The organism is Streptomyces inusitatus (assembly GCF_014651115.1).
In the GTDB taxonomy this organism is placed as follows: domain Bacteria; phylum Actinomycetota; class Actinomycetes; order Streptomycetales; family Streptomycetaceae; genus Streptomyces; species Streptomyces amakusaensis.
Genome location: NZ_BMWG01000021.1, coordinates 23,997 through 48,917 on the forward strand (window position 1 = coordinate 23,997; position 24,921 = coordinate 48,917).

18 protein-coding genes, 1 other RNA gene and 2 pseudogenes are annotated in these 24,921 nt (G+C 72.9%); 14 read left to right on the forward strand and 7 right to left on the reverse strand.

Translation table 11 applies throughout. From position 1 onward, the window contains the following. The first annotated feature begins 7 nt into the window (after positions 1–7). Both IE247_RS25800 and IE247_RS25805 read left to right on the forward strand, forming a co-directional pair. Positions 8–583 carry an RNA polymerase sigma factor gene (locus tag IE247_RS25800; protein ID WP_229869353.1) on the forward strand — a complete coding sequence of 192 codons (576 nt, stop codon included), beginning with the start codon at positions 8–10 and terminating at the stop codon, positions 581–583. Between the two features lie 12 nt (positions 584–595). Continuing rightward, positions 596–1,777 (forward strand): CU044_5270 family protein, encoded by a 1,182-nt coding sequence (locus tag IE247_RS25805; RefSeq protein WP_268247244.1) that lies wholly within the window; start codon positions 596–598, stop codon positions 1,775–1,777. A 4-nt stretch (positions 1,778–1,781) separates the two neighbouring features. Here the strand turns inward: IE247_RS25805 and IE247_RS25810 are convergent, their stop codons facing one another. From IE247_RS25810 to IE247_RS25830, 5 genes are all read right to left on the reverse strand, one after another. Then, positions 1,782–3,038, reverse strand: a complete 1,257-nt coding sequence (locus IE247_RS25810) for a glycosyltransferase 87 family protein (protein ID WP_190125680.1) — start codon at positions 3,036–3,038, stop codon at positions 1,782–1,784. A 62-nt stretch (positions 3,039–3,100) separates the two neighbouring features. Then, positions 3,101–4,039 carry a carbohydrate ABC transporter permease gene (locus IE247_RS25815; RefSeq protein ID WP_190125681.1) on the reverse strand — a complete coding sequence of 313 codons (939 nt, stop codon included), beginning with the start codon at positions 4,037–4,039 and terminating at the stop codon, positions 3,101–3,103. Beyond that, positions 4,036–5,328, reverse strand: a complete 1,293-nt coding sequence (locus tag IE247_RS25820; protein ID WP_229869354.1) for a carbohydrate ABC transporter permease — start codon at positions 5,326–5,328, stop codon at positions 4,036–4,038. Before IE247_RS25820 ends, IE247_RS25815 begins: the two co-directional genes overlap by 4 nt. A gap of 81 nt (positions 5,329–5,409) precedes the next feature. Then, the gene (locus IE247_RS25825) at positions 5,410–6,771 is read right to left on the reverse strand and encodes an ABC transporter substrate-binding protein (RefSeq protein ID WP_190125683.1); all 1,362 of its coding nucleotides are present in this window, start codon (positions 6,769–6,771) and stop codon (positions 5,410–5,412) included. Between the two features lie 213 nt (positions 6,772–6,984). Continuing rightward, complete coding sequence (locus IE247_RS25830; RefSeq protein WP_190125684.1) at positions 6,985–10,287, reverse strand: FHA domain-containing protein; 3,303 nt, start codon at positions 10,285–10,287, stop codon at positions 6,985–6,987. Positions 10,288–10,791: 504 nt separating this feature from the next. On the opposite strand from IE247_RS25830, the gene IE247_RS25835 reads away from it, so the two are divergent. From IE247_RS25835 to IE247_RS25850, 4 genes are all read left to right on the forward strand, one after another. Beyond that, a complete protein-coding gene (locus IE247_RS25835; protein WP_190125685.1) occupies positions 10,792–12,636 on the forward strand; it encodes a serine/threonine-protein kinase in 1,845 nt (614 codons plus the stop codon). A 176-nt stretch (positions 12,637–12,812) separates the two neighbouring features. Further along, the gene (locus IE247_RS25840) at positions 12,813–14,096 is read left to right on the forward strand and encodes a serine/threonine-protein kinase (RefSeq protein ID WP_190125686.1); all 1,284 of its coding nucleotides are present in this window, start codon (positions 12,813–12,815) and stop codon (positions 14,094–14,096) included. Positions 14,097–14,209: 113 nt separating this feature from the next. Beyond that, positions 14,210–15,316, forward strand: a complete 1,107-nt coding sequence (gene prfB, locus IE247_RS25845; protein ID WP_190125687.1) for a peptide chain release factor 2 — start codon at positions 14,210–14,212, stop codon at positions 15,314–15,316. Between the two features lie 381 nt (positions 15,317–15,697). Next, the gene (locus IE247_RS25850; protein WP_190125688.1) at positions 15,698–16,831 is read left to right on the forward strand and encodes a hypothetical protein; all 1,134 of its coding nucleotides are present in this window, start codon (positions 15,698–15,700) and stop codon (positions 16,829–16,831) included. A 137-nt stretch (positions 16,832–16,968) separates the two neighbouring features. Here the strand turns inward: IE247_RS25850 and IE247_RS25855 are convergent, their stop codons facing one another. After that, the gene (locus IE247_RS25855) at positions 16,969–17,163 is read right to left on the reverse strand and encodes a hypothetical protein (protein ID WP_190125689.1); all 195 of its coding nucleotides are present in this window, start codon (positions 17,161–17,163) and stop codon (positions 16,969–16,971) included. Between the two features lie 248 nt (positions 17,164–17,411). Here IE247_RS25855 and ftsE point away from each other — a divergent pair, with 248 nt between their 5' ends. The 5 genes from ftsE to ssrA all read left to right on the forward strand — a co-directional run bounded on the left by ftsE (position 17,412) and on the right by ssrA (position 21,301). After that, complete coding sequence (gene ftsE / locus IE247_RS25860) at positions 17,412–18,101, forward strand: cell division ATP-binding protein FtsE (RefSeq protein WP_190125690.1); 690 nt, start codon at positions 17,412–17,414, stop codon at positions 18,099–18,101. Positions 18,102–18,136: 35 nt separating this feature from the next. Beyond that, positions 18,137–19,057 (forward strand): permease-like cell division protein FtsX, encoded by a 921-nt coding sequence (gene ftsX / locus IE247_RS25865; protein ID WP_190125691.1) that lies wholly within the window; start codon positions 18,137–18,139, stop codon positions 19,055–19,057. A gap of 67 nt (positions 19,058–19,124) precedes the next feature. Further along, positions 19,125–20,282: a S41 family peptidase gene (locus IE247_RS25870; RefSeq protein ID WP_190125692.1), complete on the forward strand. Its 1,158-nt coding sequence runs from the start codon at positions 19,125–19,127 to the stop codon at positions 20,280–20,282. Positions 20,283–20,329: 47 nt separating this feature from the next. After that, positions 20,330–20,818: an SsrA-binding protein SmpB gene (gene smpB / locus IE247_RS25875; protein ID WP_190125693.1), complete on the forward strand. Its 489-nt coding sequence runs from the start codon at positions 20,330–20,332 to the stop codon at positions 20,816–20,818. A gap of 88 nt (positions 20,819–20,906) precedes the next feature. Beyond that, positions 20,907–21,301: a transfer-messenger RNA gene (gene ssrA / locus IE247_RS25880) on the forward strand. A gap of 76 nt (positions 21,302–21,377) precedes the next feature. Here the strand turns inward: ssrA and IE247_RS25885 are convergent. Continuing rightward, a pseudogene (locus tag IE247_RS25885) lies at positions 21,378–22,204 on the reverse strand (MFS transporter); the annotation flags it as partial. On the opposite strand from IE247_RS25885, the pseudogene IE247_RS34555 reads away from it, so the two are divergent. From IE247_RS34555 to IE247_RS25900, 3 genes and pseudogenes are all read left to right on the forward strand, one after another. Further along, positions 22,164–22,643, forward strand: a pseudogene (locus tag IE247_RS34555) (LysR substrate-binding domain-containing protein); the annotation flags it as partial. The pseudogenes IE247_RS25885 and IE247_RS34555 sit on opposite strands and share 41 nt — an antisense overlap. Positions 22,644–22,821: 178 nt before the next feature. Then, complete coding sequence (locus IE247_RS25895; protein ID WP_190125695.1) at positions 22,822–24,057, forward strand: serine hydrolase domain-containing protein; 1,236 nt, start codon at positions 22,822–22,824, stop codon at positions 24,055–24,057. A gap of 206 nt (positions 24,058–24,263) precedes the next feature. Then, positions 24,264–24,866, forward strand: a complete 603-nt coding sequence (locus IE247_RS25900; protein ID WP_190125696.1) for a CGNR zinc finger domain-containing protein — start codon at positions 24,264–24,266, stop codon at positions 24,864–24,866. Positions 24,867–24,921: the final 55 nt, after the last annotated feature.

Genomic DNA, 24,921 nt, shown 5'->3' on the forward strand with positions numbered 1-24,921 from the left:
GCTGGCGGTGACCGAGGAAGCGGACCGCTTCACCGCGATGTACGACGCCTGCCGCGGGCGGGTGTGGGCCTACGCGGTGAGCAGGGCCGGCCGGCAGATCGCCGACGAGGTGGTGAGCGAGACCTTCGCCGTCGCCTGGCGGCGCTGGGCCGATGTGCCCCGGACACCACTGCCGTGGCTGCTGGGCGTGGCCCGGAACATACTGCGCGACACGGTGCGCGCCGAGGTCAGACGCGAGTCGTTCGCCGCGGAGCTGGGGGAGTGGACCGAGCGGTCCGCCCCCGGCGGCGGCGCGGACGATGTCGCCGAGGAGGTGGCGGACCGGAACGCCCTGCTCGGCGCCCTGGCCACGCTGGACGAGGACGACCGCGAGGTGCTGATCCTCGCGGCCTGGCACGGGCTCACCCCCGCCGAGGCGGCGAGCGTCGTCGGCTGCTCGTCGGCCGCGATGCGCGTACGGCTGCACCGGGCCCGCAAGCGGCTGACCAGGGCCGTCGACCTGGCCGAACCGGCTGCCGGGGCCGCCGTCCCCCAGGGGCGCACCCCCGCCCGCCGGGTCCAGCTCGGAGGAGAGGAAGCGTGAAGGTGAACCGGGCTGACCCCGCCGGCCCCGCCCGATCCGGGGGCCAGGGCCGAGGAGCTGGCCCGGGCGATGAGCGGCCCGCCGGGCCTGCCGGGCCCGCCGGAGGCACCGGGGGCAGCGCCCCGGGCCGCCGCCGCCGTCCGCCGGGTGAGCCCCCGGTGGGGCATCGGCCTGGTGTCGGCAGCGGCGGCGGCCGCCGTGGTCGCCACGCTGATGGGCCCGGCTGGAGACGGCGGACCCGGTCCGGGGGCCTCCCGGGAGGCCGCACCGGCCTCGGGCCGGGACTTCCTGCTCGCCGCCGCCGCACGTCAGGAGGCCGACGGCGGTGGCGGCACGGACGCCACGGGCGCGTTCTGGTACCAGAAGCAGCGTTACGGCTCGCTGCACCGGGTCGAAGGCGGTTCGGGCGGCTACACCGTCGACCGGCGGAGCGACTCCGAGTACTGGCTCGCCCGGGACGCCGACCGGCGCTGGTCCCGTTACACCGCCGCCGGCACCCGCCCCGCCACCGCCGACGACGAGCGCGCCTGGCGCCGGGCCGGCTCGCCCAGCTCCTGGGACGTGGCCAACTCCTTCGAGAAGCTGACCCGCGACGACACCGCCCTCATCACCCAGGACGCCCCCGGCGGCGCCACGGACAGCATGCCGATGGGCGACATCGAGATCGCGGAGCTGCGCGCCCTGCCGACGGACGGCAAGGCCCTGCGCGAGCGTCTGTACGAACTCGTGGACGCCGACTACAACGCGCCGCCCGACACCATGCGGCGGCTGGTCGCGGCGAAGGCGCTGCAGATCGCGGTCGGCATGCCCGCCACCCCCGGGCTGCGCGCCGCCGCCTACCGGCTGCTCGCCGCCGAGCCCGGGGTGCGCTCGCTGGGCGAGACCGAGGACCGCTCGGGCCGGCCGGGCGACGGGGTGGCGATCCCCCACCCGGAGGCCGGTACGGAGGAGCGGATCGTCCTCGACAAGAAGACCGGGGCTCCGCTCGGCACTCTCACCGCGGCCACCCGGGACGGGCACGGCCGGGTGAAGGGCGAGATCATCGAGTACACGGTCATGGTCGGGCAGAGCTGGACGGACACCCCTCCGCCGTTCGACCGGGACGAACAGCGGGACGTGCACATCCCGTACGACCCCCGGAAGAAGCCCGAGCCGGACCCGGATCCGGAGCCCGCTCGTACCGACCGGGACTGAGCGCTCACACGGTCGCCGCCCACAGCCGACGGCAGGCGAGGACGGCGGCCGTGACCAGCAGCCCGTTGCGGAGCACCATCAGCAGACAGCCGAGCGCGGTGCCCTCCACGACATGGTCGTACAGCAGCGGGAAAGCGAGCGAGCTGAGCGCCGCCGCGGGGATCATCAGCAGCGCCACCTGCCGCTGGCAGGTGTGCCGGGAGGTCAGACAGACCGCCGCCAGGCCGAGCAGCCAGATCAGATACTGCGGGCTGAGCACCCGGCTGGTGACGGTGAAGAGCAGGACGGCGGCGAACGCGGCGTCGTAGGCGGTGGCCGGGGTCCAGCGGCGGGCCCGGATCCGCCACAGCAGCAGCCAGCACATCGCGCCGAGGCTCAGCGCCAGCGAGAGCCGGGCCACCGCCGGGACGTACGGCCCGGTGAACTCGAACGCGCCGTACTGGAACGCCACCTTCCCCGGCCATCCCCACTCTCCGGCCAGCAGCAGCGCGGTCCCGCCCAGCGACTCGATCTGCACCCCGCGCGCGCCCTGCTGCCGCAGAAAGTCCAGGGGGTCGCTGAAGCCGGTCATCAGTACGGTCATCAGCACGGCGGCGGAGGCGGCGGCGCAGGCCCAGACGGTACGGGTGGTGCGCCCCTTGGGCGTGCCGAGGAGGGTCAGCAGCGGCCACACCTTGAGCAGTGCGCCGATCCCGGCGAGGGCCCCGCTCAGATGCGGCCGTCCGCGCAGCGCGAGGAGGGCGAGTACGGCGAAGGCGGTGACGGGCACGTCGTAGCGGGCGAGCGGCAGATTCAGCAGCAGCGGCAGCCCGCAGATCCAGAGCCAGGCTCCCTGGAGTCCGGCCTCCTGGAGTCCGGCTCCCTGGAGTCCGGAGCCCCGGAGGCCGGCGCGGGCCAGGGCGAGGGTGACGACCGCGTCGGCGAGCAGGACCACGGCGACGAACGCCTGGAAGTAGGTCAGCCAGGGCAGCGCGGCGGGGGAGAGGAAGACGACCGCCGCGCCGGGCGGGTACTGCCAGGTGACGTCGTTCAGCGGGAACGCGCCCTGGACGAGCTGCTCGTACCAGCTCCGGTAGAGCCGGTGCACCTCGCCCGCGACGCCCGAGTCGCCGAGGTGGTCGACGAGCAGCAGGACGAGCATGCCGACGCGGGTGGCGGCCCAGACGGCGGCCAGCGTGAGGGCATGGCGGGGCCTGTTCCCCGTCCCGTACTCGATGGCGAGGGGGGCAGGTTGCAGGGAGGCGAACCGAAGGGGCGTCATCGGCCGGTACTTTAGTGCGCTTTGGTGTGGTTTCTTGCTATTCCTGGCCGCGCGGCAGCCCGCTACTTCACCGCGCCCGCCATCACCCCCGACACGAACTGCTTCTGGAACGCGAAGAACACCGCCAGCGGAATGACCAGCGACAGAAACGCCCCCGGCGCGAGGACGTCGATGTTGTTGCCGAACTGCCGCACCTGCCGTTGCAACGCCACCGTGATCGGCGCGCTCTCCGAATCGGCGAAGATCAGCGCCACCAGCATGTCGTTCCACACCCAGAGGAACTGGAAGATCCCCAGCGAGGCGATGGCCGGCGCGCCCAGCGGCATCACCACCCGCGCGAACAGCCGCAGCTCGCCCGCCCCGTCCAGCCGCGCGGCCTCCAGCAGCTCCCGGGGGATCTCCGCGAAGAAGTTCCGCAACAGGAAGATCGCGAACGGCAGACCGAACGCCACATGGAAGAGGATCACCCCGAGGGTCGTCTCGAAGAGCCCGACCCGGCCGAAGAGCTCGGACACCGGCACCAGCGCCACCTGCACCGGGACCACCAGCAGGGCGACCACCGCCATGAACCACCAGTCGCGGCCGGGGAACTCCATCCAGGCGAAGGCGTACCCCGCCAGCGATCCGATCACCACCACCAGCACCGTCGCCGGAACGGTGATCATGATGCTGGAGAGCAGCGAGCCGGTGATCGCGTCGTTCTCCAGCAGCCGCGCGTAATTCTCCGTCGTCAGTTGCGCGGGCGCGGTGAACACCTTCCACCAGCCGCTCTCCGCGATGTCGGCGGGCCCGCGCAGCGAGGAGATCAGCAGCCCGAAGGTGGGCATCAGCCAGAACAGACCCACCAGCACCAGGAAGACCCGGGCCGCGCCGCCGCCCGCCCGGGCCGCGAGCCGGGCCGGAAGGGAGCGTTTCGCCTTCACCGCGCCACCACCCGTCGTGCTCGTCGTGCTCGTCGGCGTCGTCCGGGTCGTCCGGGTCGTCGGGGTCGTCGGGGTCATCGGCGGTTCTCCCTTCGCATACGGCGGATGTTGAAGAACATCACCGGGATCACCAGCACCAGCAGCAGCACCGCGATCGCGCTGCCCACTCCCAGATGTGCGTCCGAGCCGAAGGACGACCGGTACAGCTGGAGCGCCAGCACATTGGCGTCGTCCTGGGCCGAGCCCGGCGCGATGATGTACACCAGGTCGAAGATCTTCAGAACGTTGATCATCAGCGTGACCAGCACCACCGCCAGGACCGGGGCCAGCAGCGGCACCGTCACCCGGCGGAAGACCTGCCACTCGTTCGCGCCGTCGATCCGCGCCGCCTCCAGCAGCTCACGCGGCACGCTCGCGAGCCCCGCCGCGATCAGCACCATGGCGAACCCCGCCCACATCCAGACATAGCTGCCGATGATCGCCGGAGTCACCAGCGACGGCCCGAGCCAGCTGACGCCGTTGTACTGCTCCCGGAAGTTCTCGGCGGGCAGCCGCAGCAGCGTGCCCTCCGCCGAGGCCGGCAGCGAGAAACCGCCGTCCGCCCCGGCCCGGGCGGTGGCGACCACCTCGCCGTCCCGCACCGCCTCCACAGTGATGCCCTTCAGCCCCAGCTCCTGGGCGTCCACCACATTGGGCCGGCCGCCGCCGCCCCGGGTGAAGTCCAGCCAGGCAGTGCCCGCGATCCGGCCGTCCGCCGCAGGGGTCTGCGCCGGGGCCCGGGCCGGGCGCGCGCCGGACGGCATCCGCGCCGGGGCGACGCCCACCAGCGGCAGCAGCGCCGGTTCGGCCGCGCTCACCGGTTTCTCGGTGAGGTACGAACCCCCGCCGCCGGGCTTCAGCGGATGCACCGGCAGCGGACGCGCCCCGGGGAAGCCCCCCGACTCGGCGAAGCTGTCGTGCACACCGACCCAGACCGCGTTCGCCACGCCCCGGTCCGGGTCCTGCTCGTACACCAGCCGGAAGATGATCCCGGCGGCGAGCATCGAGACGGCCATCGGCATGAAGACGATCAGCTTGAACGCGGTGCCCCAGCGGACCCGTTCGGTCAGCACGGCGAAGATCAGCCCCAGCGCCGTCGCCACGGCGGGCGCGACCGCCACCCACACCGCGTTGTTCTTCACCGCGACGAGGATGCTGTCGTCGGTGAAGATCCGCGCGTAGTTGTCGAAGCCCGCGAAACCGCCGCCGGACTCGTCGAAGAAGGACCGATGGACCGAGTACCCGATCGGGTAGACCACGAGCGCGCCCAGCAGCACCAGCGCCGACAGCAGAAAACCGGCCACGAGGGCTTTACGGGTGCCTGTCACGCTCTTGCGCCGTGGAGCGGCGGGGGCCGCGGGGCCCGTGGGATCCGCCGGTCCCCCCGCTGTCGTCGCGGTGGACACCCCTCAGTCCTTGTACGCCTTGGCGGCGTCCGACTCCAGCTTCCGCTGGATTCCCGCCACATCCTTCGGGTCCTTCAGAAAGTCCTGGAGCCGCTTCCAGAAACCCTCGCCGGGTGTCCCGCCGAACGACTGCGGCATCTGGTCCGACATGTCGAAGCGGAAGTCGTCGCCCGCCGCGATCAGCGCCTTGGCGATGGAACGCTGCACCTCATTGGGGTACACGGCCAGGTCCAGCGATTTGTTCGGGGAGACGAAACCGCCCTCGGCCGCCTGGATCCCCGCCGCGTCCGGCGAGGCGAGGAAGGTCAGCAGCGCCTGCGCGCCCTTGCTGTCCTTGAGCGCCACGGCGGCGTCGCCGCCCGTCACCACCGGCGGTTTCGCGCCGACCGCGGGGAACGGGAACACCTTGGCGTCCTTGCCGATCTCCGCGTCGGTCTGCGCGATGTTGACGCCCACGAAGTCGCCCTCGAAGACCATCGCGGCCTTGGGCTGGTCCCCGCCGGTGAACGTCTGGGTGACCGACGCCGGGAACTCGGTCTGGAGCGCGCCGTCCGCGCCGCCCGCGATCAGGGCCTCCTCGCCGAAGAGCTGCCCGAGGGCGGTCAGCGCCTCCCGTACCGAGGGATCCGTCCACTTGATCTTGTGCTCGGCGAGCCGGTCGTACTTCTCCGGACCCGACTGGGAGAGATAGACGTTCTCGAACCAGTCGGTGAGCGTCCAGCCGTCCGCGCCCGCGACCGACACGGGCGTGACGCCCGATGCGGAGATCGTCTCGGCGGTGGTCAGAAACTCCTGCCAGGTCTTCGGCTCCCGCACGCCCGCGTTCTCGAAGACGGCGCTGTTGTACCAGACCAGCGATTTATTGGCGGCCTTGTAGTAGACGCCGTACTGCTCGCCGTCGACCTGGCCGATCGCCTGCCAGCCCGGCGAGTAGTTTTCGGCCAGCTCCGCCCGGGCCGCCGGTCCGACCGGCTTGGCCCACTCCCGTTCCACCGTCTGCCGGACGGCCCCGGGCTGCGGAAGCATCGCCACATCCGGCGGGCTGCCGCCCGCGATCTTCGTCCCGAGGAAGTTGACGATCGGGTCCTGCGCGGGCACAAAGGTGACCTCGGCCCCGGTCCGCCGTTCGAACTCATCGAGAACCTTGACGAAGTTCTCCTGCTCAGGCCCGCTCCACACCGCTGTGACCTGGATCTTCTCACCGTCCAGCCGGGGGAGTTCGACCCCGGGCGGACTCGGTTTCCCGCTCTCGCCCCCACTGCCGCCCTCATTCCCGCCGCCCCCGTCGCCGCACGCGGCGAGGGTGAGTGCGGCGATGACGGCGAATACCGCTGCGGCCTTGCCCGTGCGAAGAGTTGTGTGCATTTCTGCCCCGTCTCTCGCGTGCGCTGTCCCGTTGCCCGACAGGTGTATGCCCCGGCTCCGGGGGCCCGCAATACCGGACGGGCGACCCGAGAGCCTTTCGTGATCCCTCTGTGAGGTGATCTCGCCCGCGTCCCGCCCGCGCGGCTGCCGAGCCTGGCCGGTTCACCCCTTGCCAACTGCCAACCGGCGCCCGGGGACCGGCCCGGGGGAAGGTCAGGGGTGTACGGGGGAGAGCGGCGGCACCGGGGCCGCGTCCACCAGATGCGCCGCGCGCTCCAGGGCGCTCGCCAGCAGCGCCAGGTCCGTCGGCCCGTTGCCCAGCTCGCGCACCGGACGGCTGGTGGGCGGATCGCCCATCCGCTCCCACTCCAGCGGCACCACGGTCGGCCGCAGTGTCGCCGTGCGCGGAATACGGCCCGTCACCCGGCCGCCCTGGAAGGGCGTCACCCGGCCGTCCGGGAGCATCAGCCTGCCCCGCCCCGGAACGGGATCCTCCGGCCCGGCCGACGCGGGCGGCGCGTCCAGCACCACCCGCAGCCGCGCACCGCGCGCGGGCTCCGTGTCCGCGGTGCGCTCCGGACGGGCCGAGGTCGCCACCAGATGCACCCCGAGCCGCGCGCCGTCCCGCGCCACGGCCTCCAGCGCCCGCACCACCGAACCGGCGGCCGGCCTGCCCGTACTCCCCAGGGCGGGGGCCACCAGCGCGTCGAAGTCGTCCACCAGCACCACCAGCCGGGGCAGCGGCCGCTCGGCGAGTGCCGGGACGCGGTTGCGCGCGCCGGGGCGCAGCCGGAGCGTGCGGCTCGGCGGGGATTCGAGATCGCCCCGCGCCGTGCCGTCGTGCTGCCCGGCTGAGGCGGAGGTGGCTGCGGACGCGGAGGTGGCCGCGGACGCGGAGGTGGCCGCGGACGCGGCTGCGGAGGCGGTGTGAGGGGCCGGGGCGGAGACCGAGGGGGCGGGGGGACGCTGGCCCACCAGCCGCTCCGCGACCTGCCGCCGGGTCTGGCTCTCGGCGAACTCCACCCCGCCCAGCAGCTCGGCACGCCGCTTCAGCTCCGCGCCCAGCGCCTGCGCGAAGGCCCGCATCCGCAGCGGGTCGCTCGCCACCAGGTGCTCGGCGACATGCGGCAGCTCCTCGCAGACCGCGAGCCCCTCGCCGCGCCCGCCGCCCGCTCCGTCGACGAGCAGCAGCCCGACCCGGTCGGGGCGGCCGGCGGCCGCCAGCGAGGCGGCGACCGAGCGCAGCAGCTCGGTGCGGCCACTGCCGGGCGGGCCCTCGATCAGCAGATGGGGGCCGTCCTCGGTGAGATCGAGGGCGACCGGGCCGTCCGGGCCCGCGCCGAGGACCACGGCCCCGTCGGAGGTGCCCGAGGCCCAGCGCGCCATCAGCGAGGCGGGGGTGGCCCGGGCCAGGCCCAGCTCGTCCAGCAGCCGGGCCGACCGGGGCAGCGCCGTGGCTGCGCTCGGGCCGGGGCCCGTGCCCTCGGTGCGCAGCGGGGCGAGCGCCCGCGCGAACCGCTCGGCCCAGGCGGCGGAGACCGCGTCCACGGAGGCCGGGACGCCCTGGCCCGCGGGCAGCCCGCCGGCCGTGCGCAGCAGCCGCAGCGCGGTGGCGACATCGCCGCTGAGTATGGCGACCGCGCCGCACTCGCGGAAGGCGAGCGAGGCTTCGCAGGCCGTCTCGTAGGTGGCGGCTATCGGGGAGAGCGGCGAGGCGGCGGGGGTCTCCGCCAGCACGATCAGATGGATTCCGGCGGCCGGCCCCACGCCCGCCAGCCGGGCCGTGGTCTCGCGCAGCGCGGCCGAGCCGGGGTCTCCGTCGACGACGACGACGGTACGGGGGCCTTCGTGGCCGGCCGCCGCCCGCGCCACCGCGTCGCGGTCGGCGCTGGGCCAGCCGGGGCCGAGCGGGCCGTCGTCCAGCCGCCGGACCAGCTCGGCGGTCCGCGCGGCGGCCTGCTCCTTGTCGTACGCCAGCAGCAGCCGGCAGTCCTGGCCGTGCGCGGGGCGCAGATGCGGCAGCCAGCCGAGCCAGGACCACTCGGCCCTGCGCTCCTCCAGGCTCCGCGCCCGGTCCGCGCTGATCAGCACGATCTCCAGATCGGCCGGCGCGTGCAGCGCGGCGAGCTGCGCCACGGCGGCGCGGGCGGTCCCGGCCAGCCGCTCCCGGGGCCCGGCGAGCCCGAGCGACCCGGCCTCCCGCAGACCGGCGGTGACCGGTACGGACGAGAGCCCGTCCCGGTCGGCGGTGCCCAGCCGCAGCACCAGCGACTCGGGGTGCGCGGGCCCGCGCTCCCACAGCCGGGGCCCGGGGCCGAGGGCGGTGAGCAGTACGGCGGCGGGGTCGGGCCAGATGTCGGAGACGGGGGCGGCGGGGACCGGGGGCTCCGGCTCCGGACGCACCGGCTCCACCGGCTCCTCCCGGCCCCCGGCGAGCCTGCGGGCCCAGGCCCCTATGCCCCGCTTGCGCGGCGGCTCGGGGAGCGGGGCGGGCGGGACGGCCAGGGCCGCGTGGGTGCCGCCCGCGCCGGGCCCGGGCGTGCCGGAGCCGTCCGGCTCCTCGTACGCCGAGTCCGCCGGGTCCGTCGAGCGGACCGGGGCGTACTGCGCGGGCACCCGGGAGGTCAGCCCGAGCGGGGCGGCCCGCGGACCGGCCGCCCCGCTCGTGGATATGGGCGCCCGGACGCCGGGGGCCTCCCCGGCGCTCTCCACGCCCTCGGGGCCTTCGGCGGGCCCGCCGGATTCATCCCCGGATTCCGTGTCTGTGTCCGTGTTCGTGCCCGTGTCGGTGCCGACGGCGGCGGCGGACGACGGCACGCGCAGATGTCCCTCTCCGTCGGGGACCGTCACCAGCGGCGGTACCCGCCCGCCGGCCGTCAGCCGCAGCGTGGACTCGCCCAGCCGCAGCAGCGCGCCCGGGGGCAGCCGCACCGGGCCGGGGCCCACCGGTCTGCCGTCCAGCGAGGTGCCGTTGGTCGAGCCCAGGTCCGCGACGGTGACCCGGCCGTCGTCCCCTATCGTCACCTCGCAGTGCAGCCGCGAGACATCGGGATCGGCCAGCGGGACGTCGGCCTCGGCCGAGCGGCCGACGGTGATCCGGCCGCCGTGCAGCAGATGCACCCCGCCCGCGTCCGGCCCGGCGACGACATGGAGCTGCGCGGAGGTGTCGGTGCCGGGCGGCTCGGCCTCGCCGGGGAAGTGGAGCGAGAGCACCGCACCGTCGACCAGCGGCGGCTCGCCCAGCACCCGGCGCTGGGCGTCGAGGCGCTCGTCTCCCGCGTAGACCACGACGGGGCCGTGGGCGTCCGGCCCGGCGACGGCCGTCGCCAGGGCCGATGCCACGGCGGCCAGCGCCGTGCCGGCGGGCGCGGTGACCAGGACGTCGCACGCGCGCGCGCCCGAGCGCCCGCGCGAGCCGGAGCCCGCTCGGATCCCGGAAACCGCGCCGGACCCGGACGCGCTTCCCGCCGCGGACTGCCCGCCGCGCGGCGCGGACACGGTCAGCCGGAGCTGCATCGCCGTCAGCAATCCCTTCTGCACAGGGCGCCCGGCGGGGGAGCCGCCTCGGACCGCCCCCACCCGGCAGGTCGGCACGGGCCACAGGGCTCCCGCCCCCACGGCTCCGTGCTGAGGGCATCCTCGCACCTGCCACTGACAACACGCCCGGGTACCGGCAATAAGTGATCTTGATTGGTCCGCTCCGGACGGAAAAGTGCCTGGTTGGGTTCTCCCGGCCGCCGGTGTGATGTGTACGGCACACCCGGTGCGGCAACCTTCTCCCCCGCGCGGACGTCTTCTTTCTGCGGCGTCCGGACCGCCGCGACCGCCGCGGACCGCCGCGAGGGCCCGGAGCGTGCCGGACGAAGATCGTCCGGACGGCTCACCGGGTGCGGCCTGTGGACAAACAGCCGGTGTCGCACCCGGCGGCACTAAAGTGGTCCGGAAACCCGGGCGGAGTCACCGCGGGCCCGGAGCACGCAAGGACCACGCAAGGACCACGATCAGCAGGGAGCGCATGACGTGCGGCCTGTAGGCAGCAAGTACCTCCTGGAGCAGCCGCTCGGACGCGGTGCCACGGGCACCGTCTGGCGTGCCCGTCAGCGCGAGACGGCGGGCGCCGAGGCGGCCGTGCCCGGCCAGCCGGGCGAGACCGTCGCGATCAAGGTCCTCAAGGAGGAGCTGGCGAACGACCCGGACATCGTGATGCGCTTTCTGCGCGAGCGCTCCGTCCTGCTCCGGCTCACCCACCCCAATATCGTCAGGACCCGTGACCTGGTCGTCGAGGGGGACCTCCTCGCCCTGGTGATGGATCTGATCGACGGTCCCGACCTGCACCGCTATCTCCGGGAGAACGGGCCGTTCACCCCGGTCGCCGCCGCCCTGCTGACCGCCCAGGTCGCGGACGCGCTCGCCGCCAGCCACGCCGACGGCGTGGTCCACCGCGACCTCAAGCCGGCGAACGTCCTGCTGAAGACCGACGCCGACGGCCAGATGCACCCGATGCTGACCGACTTCGGCATCGCGCGCCTCGCGGACTCCCCGGGCCTCACCCGCGCCCATGAGTTCGTCGGCACCCCGTCCTATGTCGCCCCCGAGTCCGCCGAGGGCCGCCCGCAGACCTCCGCCGTCGACGTCTACGGCGCGGGCATTTTGCTGTACGAGCTGGTCACCGGCCGTCCCCCGTTCGCCGGGGGCACCGCCCTCGAAGTGCTCCACCGCCATCTGACCGAGGAGCCCCGCCGCCCCACCACCGTCCCCGAGCCGCTGTGGACGGTCATCGAGCGGTGTCTGAGCAAGGAGCCGGGCGAGCGGCCCGGCGCCGAGAGCCTCGCCCGCGCGCTGCGCACGGTCGCGGCCGGGGTCGGCGTCCACTCCACGCCCGCCCAGGCCGACGCGGCCTTCGGGGTCGCCGCCCTGCTCACACCGGACCCGTCCCCCGCGCCCGTCCCGCCCACCCCGGGCGCCGCCGACCCCACCCAGGTGCTGCCGGGCAACGCGGGCTCTTTCGACCCCAACGCGGCGACCAGCATGATGCGGGGGACCGGCGGCCCGGCCGGCGCGGCCGACCCGACCAGCGTCCTGCCGCACACGGGAGCCGCCGGGGCCGCGGGAGCCGCGGACCCCACGAGCGTGCTGCCGCACACCGGAGCCGGAGCCGCCGACCCGACCGCCGTGATGCCGCCCGTGCCGCCGCGCCCGGACGGCTCGCCGCAGCCCGGGCCGGGGGATCCGCACCCCTGGCAGTCCCAGCTCCAGGCCGCCCGCGACCGCAATGAGCAGACCCAGGTCCAGTACCTCGACCCGAGCCAGGACCCGCTGCGACGACGCCCCCAGCGCCAGCCCCAGCAGCCGCAACAGCAGCAGTACGCGCCCCAGCAGCATCAGCAGCAGTCCTACCAGCAGCCTCATCAGCCGCAGCCCTACCAGCCGCAGCAACCGCCGCCGCAGCAGCCTCAGCAGCCGCCCCAGCAGCGCCCCCAGCCCCGGCGGCAGCGCCCGCAGCCCCAGCCTCAGCAGCCGCAACAGCAGCAGTACGCGCCCCAGCCGTACGCGCCTCCGCAGCAGCCGCAGGCGCCTCAGCAGCCTCAGCAGCCCCAGCGGCGGGAGCCCAGGCCGCCGCGCCAGCGGAGCGCCAACCCGACCCGGATCCCGGGCCTGGGCTGCCTCAAGGGCTGTCTGGTCTCCCTGCTCATGCTCGTCGTCGCCGGCTGGCTGGTCTGGGAGCTGACCCCGCTCCAGGACTGGGTCGCCCAGGGCAAGGGCTACTGGCACGCGATCGGCGACGGCATCTCGGCGGTCTCCGACTGGATCTCCGAGATCGGCGCGTCGAGCGGCAGCGGCGGCGGTGGCGGCGGCGGGCAGTAGCCGCCGGGCCCGACCGGGCCGGCCCGGTCGAGAGACCGGACCCGGCCACCGAATAGACATGTCGACTTCTGCGGGTTGATTTCGCCCGGAGAAGTGAAGGTTGGTGTCATCCGGGGCACACACGCTCCGGATCCCCGCGTACGTTAGGGACGACGCCAGCCGCTGAGGGAGCAGTCTTGGCACGGAATATCGGCAGCCGGTACACAGCCCACCAGATCCTCGGGCGCGGCAGCGCGGGCACGGTCTGGGCGGGTGAGGGCCCCGACGGGCCCGTCGCCGTCAAGCTGTTGCGCGAGGACCTCGCCTCCGACCAGGAGCTGGTCGGACGCTTCGTCCAGGAGCGCACCGCCCTGCTCGGGCTCGACCACCCCCATATCGTCGGCGTCCGCGACCTCGTGGTCGACGGCAACGACCTCGCCCTCGTCATGGATCTGATCCGGGGCACCGACCTGCGCACCCGCCTCGACCGGGAGCGCCGCCTCGCCCCCGAGGCCGCCGTCGCCATCGTCGCGGACGTCGCCGACGGCCTCGCCGTCGCCCACAAGGCCGGAGTCGTCCACCGGGACGTCAAGCCGGAGAACATCCTGCTCGACATGGAGGGCCCCCTCGGCCCGGCCGGCTCCCACCCCGCGCTGCTGACCGACTTCGGCGTCGCCAAGCTCATCGACACCCCGCGCCGCACCAAGTCCAGCCGCATCATCGGCACCCCGGACTATCTCGCCCCCGAGATAGTGGAAGGCCTGCCACCGCGCGCCGCCGTCGACATCTACGCCCTCGCGACCGTCCTGTACGAGCTGCTCGCCGGCTTCACCCCCTTCGGCGGCGGCCACCCCGGCGCGGTCCTGCGCCGCCATGTCACCGAGACCGTGGTCCCGCTCCCGGGCATCCCCGACGAGCTGTGGCAGCTGATCGTCCAGTGCCTCGCCAAGGCCCCCGCCTCCCGGCTCCGCGCCTCCGAGCTGGGCGTACGCCTCCGCGAGCTGCTGCCGATGCTGGCGGGCATGCCCCCGCTGGACGTCGACGAGCCCGGCACCGAGCCCCAGCCGGAGCCCTACCGGGAGCCCACCCCCGAACCGGCGGCCGAGGCACGCCGCCGGGGCGCGGTCCCGCTCGTCCCCGGCGCGGCCCCCGCCGACTCCAACCGCGACACCCACACCTCCATGCGGGTCCCCGCCCCCGACGAGCTGGCGGGCGGCGCCCACGGCACCGCACGCGCGCCCCGCGCCCCCGGCCAGCCCCGCCCCGGCTCGGCCCGCAACAAGGCCGGCGGCAGAACGTCCGGCGCCTCCGGCCCGCGCCCCGGCGGGGTCTCCCGGGCCGTGCGCAAGCGCCGGATCACCCTCGGCGTCGCGGGCCTGGCCCTCGCCGCCGCCCTCGGCGTGGGCGGCTGGCTGGCCGTCGGCGACGGCGAGAGCACCCCCCCGGCCCGCGATTCCCGCCACTCCACCCCCACCCCCTAGGCCAGTCCCAGAAGGCCCCGGCAAGCCCCGAGGGGCCCCGGGGAGCGCCCCTCCCGGGGCCCGTATGACAGGGACCCGCCGGGAACGTTCCCCGGAGCCGTTACGCTGGACCCGTGGCAGTCGTCGATGTATCCGAAGAGCTGAAGTCCCTCTCCTCGACCATGGGGTCGATCGAGGCCGTCCTGGACCTCGACAGGATGAGGGCCGACATCGCCGTGCTTGAGGAGCAGGCCGCGGCCCCGTCCCTCTGGGACGACCCCGAGGCGGCGCAGAAGATCACCAGCAAGCTCTCCCACCTCCAGGCCGAGCTGCGCAAGACCGAGGCACTCCGCGGTCGCATCGACGATCTCTCCGTCCTCTTCGAGCTGGCCGAGGCCGAGGACGACGCGGACACGCTCGCCGAGGCCGAGTCCGAGCTGACCGACGTCCGCAAGGCGCTGGACGAGATGGAGGTCCGCACCCTCCTCTCCGGCGAGTACGACGAGCGCGAGGCCCTCGTCAACATCCGCGCGGAGGCCGGCGGCGTGGACGCCTCCGACTTCGCCGAGCGCCTCCAGCGCATGTACATCCGCTGGGCCGAGCGCCACGGCCACACCACCGAGATCTACGAGACCTCCTACGCGGAGGAGGCCGGCATCAAGTCGACCACCTTCGTCGTCAAGGCCCCGTACGCCTACGGCACGCTCTCCGTCGAGCAGGGCACCCACCGCCTCGTGCGCATCTCGCCCTTCGACAACCAGGGCCGCCGCCAGACCTCCTTCGCGGGCGTCGAGGTGCTCCCCGTGGTCGAGCAGAGCGACCACGTCGAGATCGACGAGGCCGAGCTGCGCGTGGACGTCTACCGCGCCTCCGGCCCCGGCGGCCAGGGCGTCAACACCACCGACTCCGCGGTCCGGATCACCCACGTCCCCACCGGCATCGTCGTCTCCTGTCAGAACGAGCGCTCCCAGATCCAGAACAAGGCGAGCGCGATGAACGTCCTCCAGGCGAAGCTGCTGGAGCGCCGCCGCCAGGAGGAGCGCGCCAAGATGGACGCCCTCAAGGGCGACGGCGGCAACTCCTGGGGCAACCAGATGCGTTCCTACGTTCTGCACCCCTACCAGATGGTCAAGGACCTGCGCACAGAGTTCGAAGTGGGCAACCCGCAGGCGGTGCTGGACGGCGAGATCGACGGCTTCCTGGAGGCCGGGATCCGCTGGCGCAAGCGCCAGGAGAAGTAACACCGATTCTTCGCACGAAAGGCGCCGGACTCCTCAGGGGTCCGGCGCCTTTCGTATACGAGCCTCTCGCCGCTCCCCGATGAATTCATTCGGACGAGTGAAATCCCCGAATCAGCTCTCTTTGTCGACAAGGTAACTCGGCTCTCTCCGCCCTCCCCCTCTTCTTATGTCACAGTTGCATCCCCGCACGTCGGGCAAGCGTCTCTATTGCGGACATCGCACGCACAACTGTCTTGACGCGTCTGGGGAAACTGGGAAGGGTTGCGCGCGGCATGCGTGTTTCCGGGGCCGATGTGAACCGAGGGGAAAACGAACTCCCCGGCGGATCACCGCCCCGGACCCTGCTCGATTGAACGATTAGCTACTGGGGGTAGCAGCTAGATGACGAAGAAGATGCGGCTCCGTGTGGCGCGAATCGCCGCCGGTGCGGTGATCGTCGCCGGAGCGTCCCTGACCGCCGCGGGCGCTGCCTCGGCCGTCAGCTCCGACTTCAACGTGGGTGCCGACGCCGGTCTCGGCGTCGGCTCGGACGACGATCCCGGCGAAAACACCACCGGCGGCAACACCACCGGTGACCCGGGCACCGTCGGCGGCATCGGTGGCACCGACCCGGGCACCACCGGTAACACCACCGGCGACCCGGGTACCACCACCACGGGTACAACCGGGACCACGGGTACCACCACGACGGGTACGACCGGGACCACGGGTACCACCACGACCGGTACGACGGGTACCACCACGACGGGTACGACCGGGACCACGGGTGCCACCACCACGGGTACGACGGGTACGACGGGTACGACGGGCACCACTGGTACGACCGGTACGACGGGTACGACTGGCACCACCGGTACGACGGGTACGACCGGCACCACGGGTACGACGGGTACGACTGGCACCACGGGTACGACGGGCACGACCGGCACCACCGGTACGACGGGTACGACGGGTACGACTGGCACCACGGGTGCGACCGGCACGACCGGCACGACCGGTACGACTGGCACCACGGGTACGACGGGTACGACCGGCACCACCGGTACGACGGGCACGACCGGCACCACGGGTACGACGGGCACGACCGGCACCACGGGTACGACCGGCACGACCGGCACCACGGGTACGACCGGCACCACCGGCGGCGACACCGGCACCACCGGCGGCGACACCGGCACCACCGGCGGCGAGACCGTCGACGGTGAAGCGGGCGACACCGGCAGCACGGGTGGCGAGACCGTCGACGGTGAAGCGGGCGGCAGCGGCGGTGGCGACACCGGCTCCGACTGCACCGTCAACGCCGACGGCGTCGAGTGCGCCGACAGCGCCGACAACACCGACACCAACAACGCCGGCTCGAAGCCGGTCGAGCAGGGTGCGGCCAAGGAGGAGCTCGCCAAGACCGGCGCGCTGGAGACCACCTACCTGCTCATCGGCGCCGCGACCATGATCGCCGGTGGTATCGGCTTCCGTATGCTGCCGCGCCTCGTCGGCGGCAACCGCACCGCTGCCTGATCCAGGAACGGCGCGGACCGACCCGTACCCCCGTCGCCCACGGTGTCAGAGTCGTGACGGACGGGAGTCGGTGAAGGCCACAGAAGAAGGGCCCGGGGTGTGGCACAGCACCCCGGGCCCTTCTGCGTCCATGTCTCCTACGCGGTGCGCGCGGCCAGCACCGCCAGCACGCCCACCAGCAGGGCCAGCAGCATCAGCAGCGCCGGGTTCAGACCGCCGAACGGGCCGCCCTGCTCCTGTTCGAGCCGCGCGCGGTTCGCCCGGCAGACCGGACAGCGGCCCTCGGTGACCGGGGCCGCGCAGTTGGCGCATACCAATCTGTCATAGGTCATGCGCTCTCCTCCTCCCGCGCGCCGGAGCCGCAGACGCGGACCGTAAGCACAGTTCTCTCCCCACAACGTCCAGGGAAACGCGACTGTTCCCCTACCACTGTGCCAGCTCCCGCGCTTTTCGGCGCGCCCCGCCCGGAGGCCCCCTTGACTGGAGGGACAAAGCGCACAACCCCGGCCGCGGACTGCGCCCGCGAGTCCGCTTCGCGTAGTGTCACGCACACCTACTCCCGGCCGACCATGGTGCACCCGTGATCCGATTCGACAACGTGTCCAAGAGCTATCCGAAGCAGAACCGCCCAGCCCTGCGCGATGTCTCTCTCGATATCGAAAAGGGGGAGTTCGTCTTCCTCGTCGGCTCCTCCGGTTCCGGCAAGTCGACCTTCCTGCGGCTGATCCTCCGCGAGGAGCGCGCCAGCACCGGTCTGGTGCATGTCCTCGGCAAGGACCTGGCCAGGCTCTCCAACTGGAAGGTGCCCCACATGCGCCGCCAGTTGGGCACCGTGTTCCAGGACTTCAGGCTGCTGCCGAACAAGACGGTCGCCGAGAACGTCGCGTTCGCGCAGGAGGTCATCGGCAAGCCCCGCGGCGAGATCCGCAAGGCCGTGCCGCAAGTCCTCGACCTCGTCGGACTCGGCGGCAAGGAGGACCGGATGCCGGGCGAGCTGTCCGGCGGTGAGCAGCAGCGCGTCGCCATCGCGCGCGCGTTCGTCAACCGGCCCATGCTGCTGATCGCCGACGAGCCCACCGGCAACCTCGACCCGCAGACCTCCGTCGGCATCATGAAACTCCTGGACCGGATCAACCGGACCGGTACGACCGTGGTGATGGCGACCCACGACCAGAACATCGTCGACCAGATGCGCAAGCGGGTGATCGAGCTGGAGAAGGGCCGTCTCGTGCGCGACCAGGCGCGCGGCGTCTACGGCTACCAGCACTGAGCCAGAAAAGCGCAAGGAAAGGCTGAACGCACGCGATGCGCGCCCAGTTCGTACTGTCGGAGATCGGCGTAGGTCTCCGCCGCAATCTCACCATGACCTTCGCCGTCATCGTCTCCGTGGCTCTCTCGCTCGCGCTCTTCGGCGGTGCGCTGCTGATGAGCCAGCAGGTCAATACGATGAAGGATTTCTGGTACGACAAGGTCAATGTCTCGATCTTCCTCTGCAACAAGAACGACGCGACGACCAATCGCTCGTCCTGCGGCAAGGGCGCGGTCACCGATCAGCAGAAGCAGCAGATCCAGGCCGATCTCAAGAAGATGTCCATTGTCGAGACCGTCCATTACGAGACCGCCGAGCAGGCGTACAAGCTCTACAAGGAGCAGTACGGAGACACGGCGATCGCGGCGACGATCACGCCGGACCAGATGCAGGAGTCGTACCGGGTCAAGCTCAAGGACCCGGAGAAGTACCAGGTAGTCGCGAGCGCCTTCGCGGACCGGGAGGGCGTCCACCAGGTGCGCGATCAGCGCGACATCCTGGAGAACCTCTTCTCCCTGATGAACGCGATGAGAGTGGCCGCGCTCGTGGTCATGGCGCTGATGCTGGTGATCGCGATGATGCTGATCGTCAACACCGTGCGCGTTTCGGCGTTCAGCCGCAGGCGTGAGACCGGGATCATGCGTCTGGTCGGCTCCTCCAGCTTCTACATCCAGATGCCGTTCATCATGGAAGCGGCCTTCGCCGGGCTCCTCGGCGGCGCGGTCGCCTGCGGATTCCTCCTGCTGGGCCGGTACTTCCTGATCGACAACGGCCTGGCCCTCGCGGACAAGGTGCAACTGATCGAGTTCATCGGCTGGGACGCGGTCTTCACCAAGCTCCCGCTGGTGCTCGCGATCGGTCTGCTGATGCCCGCGATCGCCGCCTCCCTGGCGCTGCGCAAGTACCTCAAGGTGTGACACGCGCCCCCCGGCGCCGTGCGGCAACAGCCGTACGGCGCCTTTCGCTTCGCCTAGACTCGGCGCCATGCCGGGCCCGGATCATCACCGCCGGCCCCGCCGCACCAGCCGCGGGGCGGTCCTGACGTTGGTTTTCGCGACCGTTCTCGCCTCCGCCGCGGCCACCGGATCACTGCCCCGAGAGCAGGACCCCGAGCCCGCCCCGCGCGCCGGGGACCAGGCCTTGGCCCCCGTCGACCAGGACCTGCTGGCCCGGGCCGCCGCCGAGGCCGTCGCGGACGGGAAGTCCGGCACCGAGGCGGCCGAGGAGGTCGTCAGCCGCAGCGGCGACCGCTGGGGCGCGGTGTACGACAAGGGCGAGTACGAGACATTCCGCCAGGCCCTCGACGGCGAGTACACGGGCGTCGGCCTGGTGGCCCGCCGCGACGGGGACGGGCTGGTCGAGATCGCCGACGTGCGCGCCGGGGGCCCGGCGGGCCGGGCCGGCATCCGGGCCGGCGACCGGCTGCGCACCATCGACGGCGAGCGGGTCGACCGGCGGCCCGTCACCGAGGTCGTGGGCCTGCTGCGCGGCCGGGACCGTACGCATGTGGCCCTGGGCCTGGAGCGCGCGGGCCGGTCCTGGACCCAGTCCCTGACCCGTACGAAGCTGAGCACCGAGTCCGTCACCGTCCGGCGGCTCGACGGCGGCGCGGTGCTGATCAGGGTCGCGGCCTTCACCCGGGGCACCGGCGGCCGGGTCCGGGAGGCCGTCCGGCGGGCCCCCGAGGGCGCGGGAGTCCTGCTGGACCTGCGCGGCAACAGCGGCGGTCTGCTCCATGAGGCCGTCGACGCCGCCTCCGTCTTCCTCGACGGCGGACTGATCGCCACCTATGACGTACGGGGGAAGCAGCGCGCGCTGTACGCGGAGCCCGGCGGCGACACCGCCAGGCCCGTGGTGGCGCTGGTCGACGGCGGCACGATGAGCGCGGCCGAGCTGGTCACCGGGGCGCTGAAGGACCGGGGCCGGGCGGTGACCGTCGGCGCCCGCACCTTCGGCAAGGGCTCGGTGCAGATGCCGAGCCGGCTGCCCGACGGCTCGGTGGCCGAGCTGACCGTCGGCCACTACCGGACCCCGGCCGGCCACGATGTCGACGGCGAGGGCATCACCCCCGACGTACCGGCCGCCGAGGGGGCCGAGAAGCGGGCCGTGGCCGTGCTCGACGGCCTCGGCGCGGCCTCCTGAATCCTGGGCGTAAATCTGTTGCGCCGTAGTGCGAAAATGAACGCACTATGGCTAAGGAAAAGGACCCAGGGCGCAAGCTGATCGCGCAGAACAAGAAGGCGCGGCACGACTACCACATCATCGACACCTATGAGTGCGGTCTCGTGCTGACCGGTACCGAGGTCAAGTCGCTGCGGCAGGGGCGGGCCTCCCTGGCGGACGGCTTCGTCCAGATCGACGGTCACGAGGCATGGCTGCACAACGTCCATGTGCCCGAGTACACCCAGGGCACCTGGACCAACCACGCCGCCCGGCGCAAGCGCAAGCTGCTGATGCACCGGGCCGAGATCGACAAGCTGGAGTCCAAGTCCCAGGAGACGGGTCACACGATCGTGCCCCTGGCGCTCTACTTCCGGGACGGCCGGGCCAAGGTCGAGATCGCTCTCGCGCGCGGCAAGAAGGAGTACGACAAGCGCCAGACCATGCGCGAGCGCCAGGACCGGCGCGAGGCCGACCGCGCGATGTCGGCGGTCCGCCGCCGTCAGCGGAGCGCGTGACCGGGTTAATAAGCTGGCATCCGGCCGGGTCGGTCACGTACGATGGCACTGCCCCCCACCACAGGGGCGCATTTTGAAAAATCAACATGGGGATGATCGGTTTCGACAGCGGATGTCGAAGCAGGTGAAGCGAGTCGAGGAAGCGGCAATGATCTCGTTAACCATATGTCGCAAACAATAATCGCCAATTCTAAGCGCGATAACTCCGAAGCCTTCGCTCTCGCTGCCTAATAAGCAGTAGAACGAACCTTCACTCATGGAGCGTCAGCCCGGGGACTGTTCCCGACCCGGCTCCTGGCGTCAACTAGGGAACTAAACCTCTAGACCCGGTCACGGGGATTAGAGGGAAATCAAACAGTGACTGAGCCCGTCGGAGACTTGTCCGTGTGATCTCCGGGGCCGAGAAAATCGCAGCGGACTGCACTCGGAGAAGCCCTGATTCCGCACCGTTGGACGCGGGTTCGATTCCCGCCATCTCCACTTCATCCCATGTGGGCAAAGGCCCGGCTGCCATCGCAGCCGGGCCTTTGTCATGCCCGCCCGGCCCCGCGACCCCGCCCGGAGCCGCTGCCCCGCCCGCCGCCGCTGCCCCGCCCGCTGCCCCGCCCGCCGCCGAGCCCGCCGCGATGCCGCCCAGGATCGAGGTCACCGCCAGCGTCATGCCCTCGTTCAGCGCGCCCCGGGGCGTCAGCCGCTGCACCAGCGTCATCCCCGTCACCATCGCCGGGGCGGTCGCCGCCCCCGCCACGAGCAGGGCGAGGGAGAGTGCCACCGCCGAGCCGGTACGGGCGGCGGCTCGGTGGCGCGCCGGCCGGTGAAGATCAGCACCCCTGTCAGCAGCAGCGCCGCGCCGATCAGGGTGCCCGCCTCCGGGAAGAGCGCCGAGCACAGCAGCGCGGCGGCGACCGGCCCCGCCGTGAAGCCCACCTCGTCGGCGGTCTGCTCGAAGGAGTTCGCGGTGTGCAGTGAGGCCGGGTCGTCCCGGTGCAGGTGGGCCCAGCGGGCCCGCGACATGCCACCCGTGTTCGGGGTGGTGGCGGTCGCCGCGTAGGCCGCGAACAGTGTCCAGTCGGGCGCGTCCAGACGTACGCACACCACCAGCGCGAGCGAGCCGAGCACCGCGAGCACGACGGCGGGCACCGCCACCCGGGCCTGCCCGTGCCGGTCCACCAGCCGCGCGGTCCAGGGCGCGACCAGTGCGGTGACGGCCAGCCCGGTGGCGGTGACCGCCCCGGCGAGCGCGTAGGAACCCCGCGACCCGGCGATCATGATCACCGCGCTGACGGCGAACATGCCCATCGGGAGCCGGGTCAGCAGCGCGCCCGCCGTGAAGGCGCGCACCCCCGCGACCGAGATCGCCGCCGGGCGGCTCGATGTCTCCTTCGGCTACGCCGCCGGGCTCGAACAGCCGCTCCGGGGCCTGCTTGAGCATCAGTTGGTGCGGTACGAGCCGCTGGCCGTGATCCTGCCGTACGGCCATCCGCTGGCCGGGCGGGACAGCGTGCCGCTGGGCGCGCTCGCGGGGGAGTCGGTCTACGCGGGGGCGGGCAACCCCCGGACCCCGGAGTGGACGGAACTCGCGGGGCGGCTCTTCGCGGGGCGCGGCATCGCCGTGCTGCCGCCCACCCCCATGGCCGTGGGCGCGGAGGAGTTCCGCCGGGTGATGGCCAGGGACCGCAGACCGGTTCTGGCGGTCGCCGACTTCCCCGCGATGCCCGGCGGTGTGCTGCTGCCGCTCACCGATCCCGTACCGCTCGCCCCGCTCTCGATGGTGTGGCGGCGGGGGCTGCGGCACCCGGGGCTGGACGCGCTGCGGGCGGCGGCCGGCTGTTCAGGGACCCTTCGCGCTGGCTGCCCGGTGCCGCGCCGGAGTGAGCGCTGTGGGCCATGCGGGGGATCTCGACGCCATACGAACGCAAGCGGGCGGCCGGGGCGTTCATATACGCGACAGCCGGGCGCGCGTCCGCCGCCCGGCCCGTACCGCAGAACGGGAGAACGGCTCCATGGCTCCAGGCACGATGGGCAGGGCGACGGCGCTCGGCGCGGTCCTGCTGTCCCTCCTCGCGACCCCCGCGCACGCCGCGCACGCCCCCTCGCCCGTACCGGAGCGCGCACCGGAGCGCGCGGCGGCCCTGCCCGCCGCCGCTCCCGACCCGGTGGCGCTGAGGGCGGCGCTGCGCTCGGCGCTGGCGAACGGGGCGCCGGGGGCGCTGGCGAGGGTCGACGACAACGGCAAGGCGCACCGGCTGGCCGAGGGACTCGCGGACCGGGGGACCAAGCGGGCGATCACCGCCGAGGACCGGTTCCGGATCGGCAGCGTCACCAAGACCTTCACCACCGTGGTGCTGCTCCAGTTGGTGGACGAGGGGGTGCTGGGGCTGGACGACCCGGTCGTCAAGCATCTGCCGGGGGCGCTGCCCAACAAGAAGATCACTGTGCGCCATCTGCTCGGCAACCGCAGCGGGCTGTACGACTACACCAACACCCTCTTCGCCCGTACCGTCTCCGGCTTCGAGGCCGTGCGGAACAAGGTCTTCACCCACCGGCAGCTGCTCGACCTCTCGCTGGCGAAGGCCGCGACGGGCTCGCCGGGCGGGGCCTACGCGTACTCCAACACCAACTTCGTGGTCGCGGGCATGCTGATCGAGAAGCTCACCGGCACCTCCACCGGGGCGGCCTACCGGGAGAGGATCATCACCCCGCTGAAGCTCGCCGACACCTTCTACGTGCACCCCGAGACCGCCCTCCCCGGACGGCACTCCAAGGGGTATCTGACCTCCGACGACTCGGGGACCTCCCTGGTCGACGCCACCCGTCAGACGGCGTCCTGGGCGCAGAGCGCGGGCGCGATCATCTCCAGCGCCCGCGATCTCAACACCTTCTTCTCCGCGCTGCTGCGCGGCGAGCTGACCTCCGCCGCCCGGCTGACCCAGATGCGGCGCTGGACCACGGTCAACAGCACCCAGGGGTACGGGCTGGGGCTGCGCCGCCGCGATCTGTCCTGCGGGGTCTCGGTCTACGGGCACACCGGGGCCGTGCAGGGGTACTACACCTACTCCTTCGCCTCCGGGGACGGGAAGCGCTCCCTCACCTCCTTCGCCAACGCGTCCAACAACGCCGCCGTGCTGAACACCCTGCCGCGCACGCTGGAGGCCGCCTTCTGCGGTACGGAGGCCACCGCGCGCACCGCCGCCCCCGCCGAGCGCGAGGACATCGCGCCGGACGTCGTACGCCGCTGACCGCCCCCCGGGCCGTCGCCCCCGACCGTCCCCCGACCGCCCCCGGGCCGCCGCCCGCGCCGAGCCGGTCCGATCCCGGCAGAAGGAGGGGTTCCGGCCGCCCGCCGGGACAGGCACTCTGGAGGGAGACCCGGGGCGGGGCGCACGGCCAGCCCGGGCCGGACCCGGTGTCCCCGAGCCAGTGACCTTGAGGCGGTGACAGGCGCATGACGGCAGCTGCGACCGGTACGGCTCCCCACGACTGGCGGTTCGACTCCGGCCGCCTCTGTCTGGACCTGATGGCGACCGGCGAAGGCGAATCGGCGGGCGGGGAGCCGCTGGCGGGGGCCGGCCGGCTGGCCCGCTGGCTGCTCGGCGCGGGGCTGCTGCCCGCCGGGACCCCGGTGGGCGCGGTGGCCGGGCCCTGGGTCGAGCGGTTCATACAGCTGCGGAGCTGGACCGATCAGCTGGTACGGGCGGAACTCGACGGCCGCTCGGCGGAGTCCGCGCTGGAGCGGATCAACGCCGTGGCGGCCGGCCCGCCCCCGGCGATCCGCGCGGTGCGGGACACCGACGGCGCTCTGGTGCGCACGCTCGGCACCCCGCCGGAGTGCGGCGCGCTGCTGGCGGCGGTGGCCCGGGACGCGGTGGAGCTGCTGACCGACCCGGCGGCCCGGTCGGGGCTGCGGCAGTGCGCGGGGGAGGGGTGCCGGCGGGTGTACCTGGACACCTCGCGCGGCCACCGGCGGCGCTGGTGCTCCAGCGAGGTCTGCGGCAATCGCGAGCGGGTCGCCCGCCACCGCCGCCGCGCCGCCGTGGCCCGGACCTGAAGCGTGTTGCGGAAGTGTCCTCGAAGACACTCCCTAAGACGACATCGGTCCATTG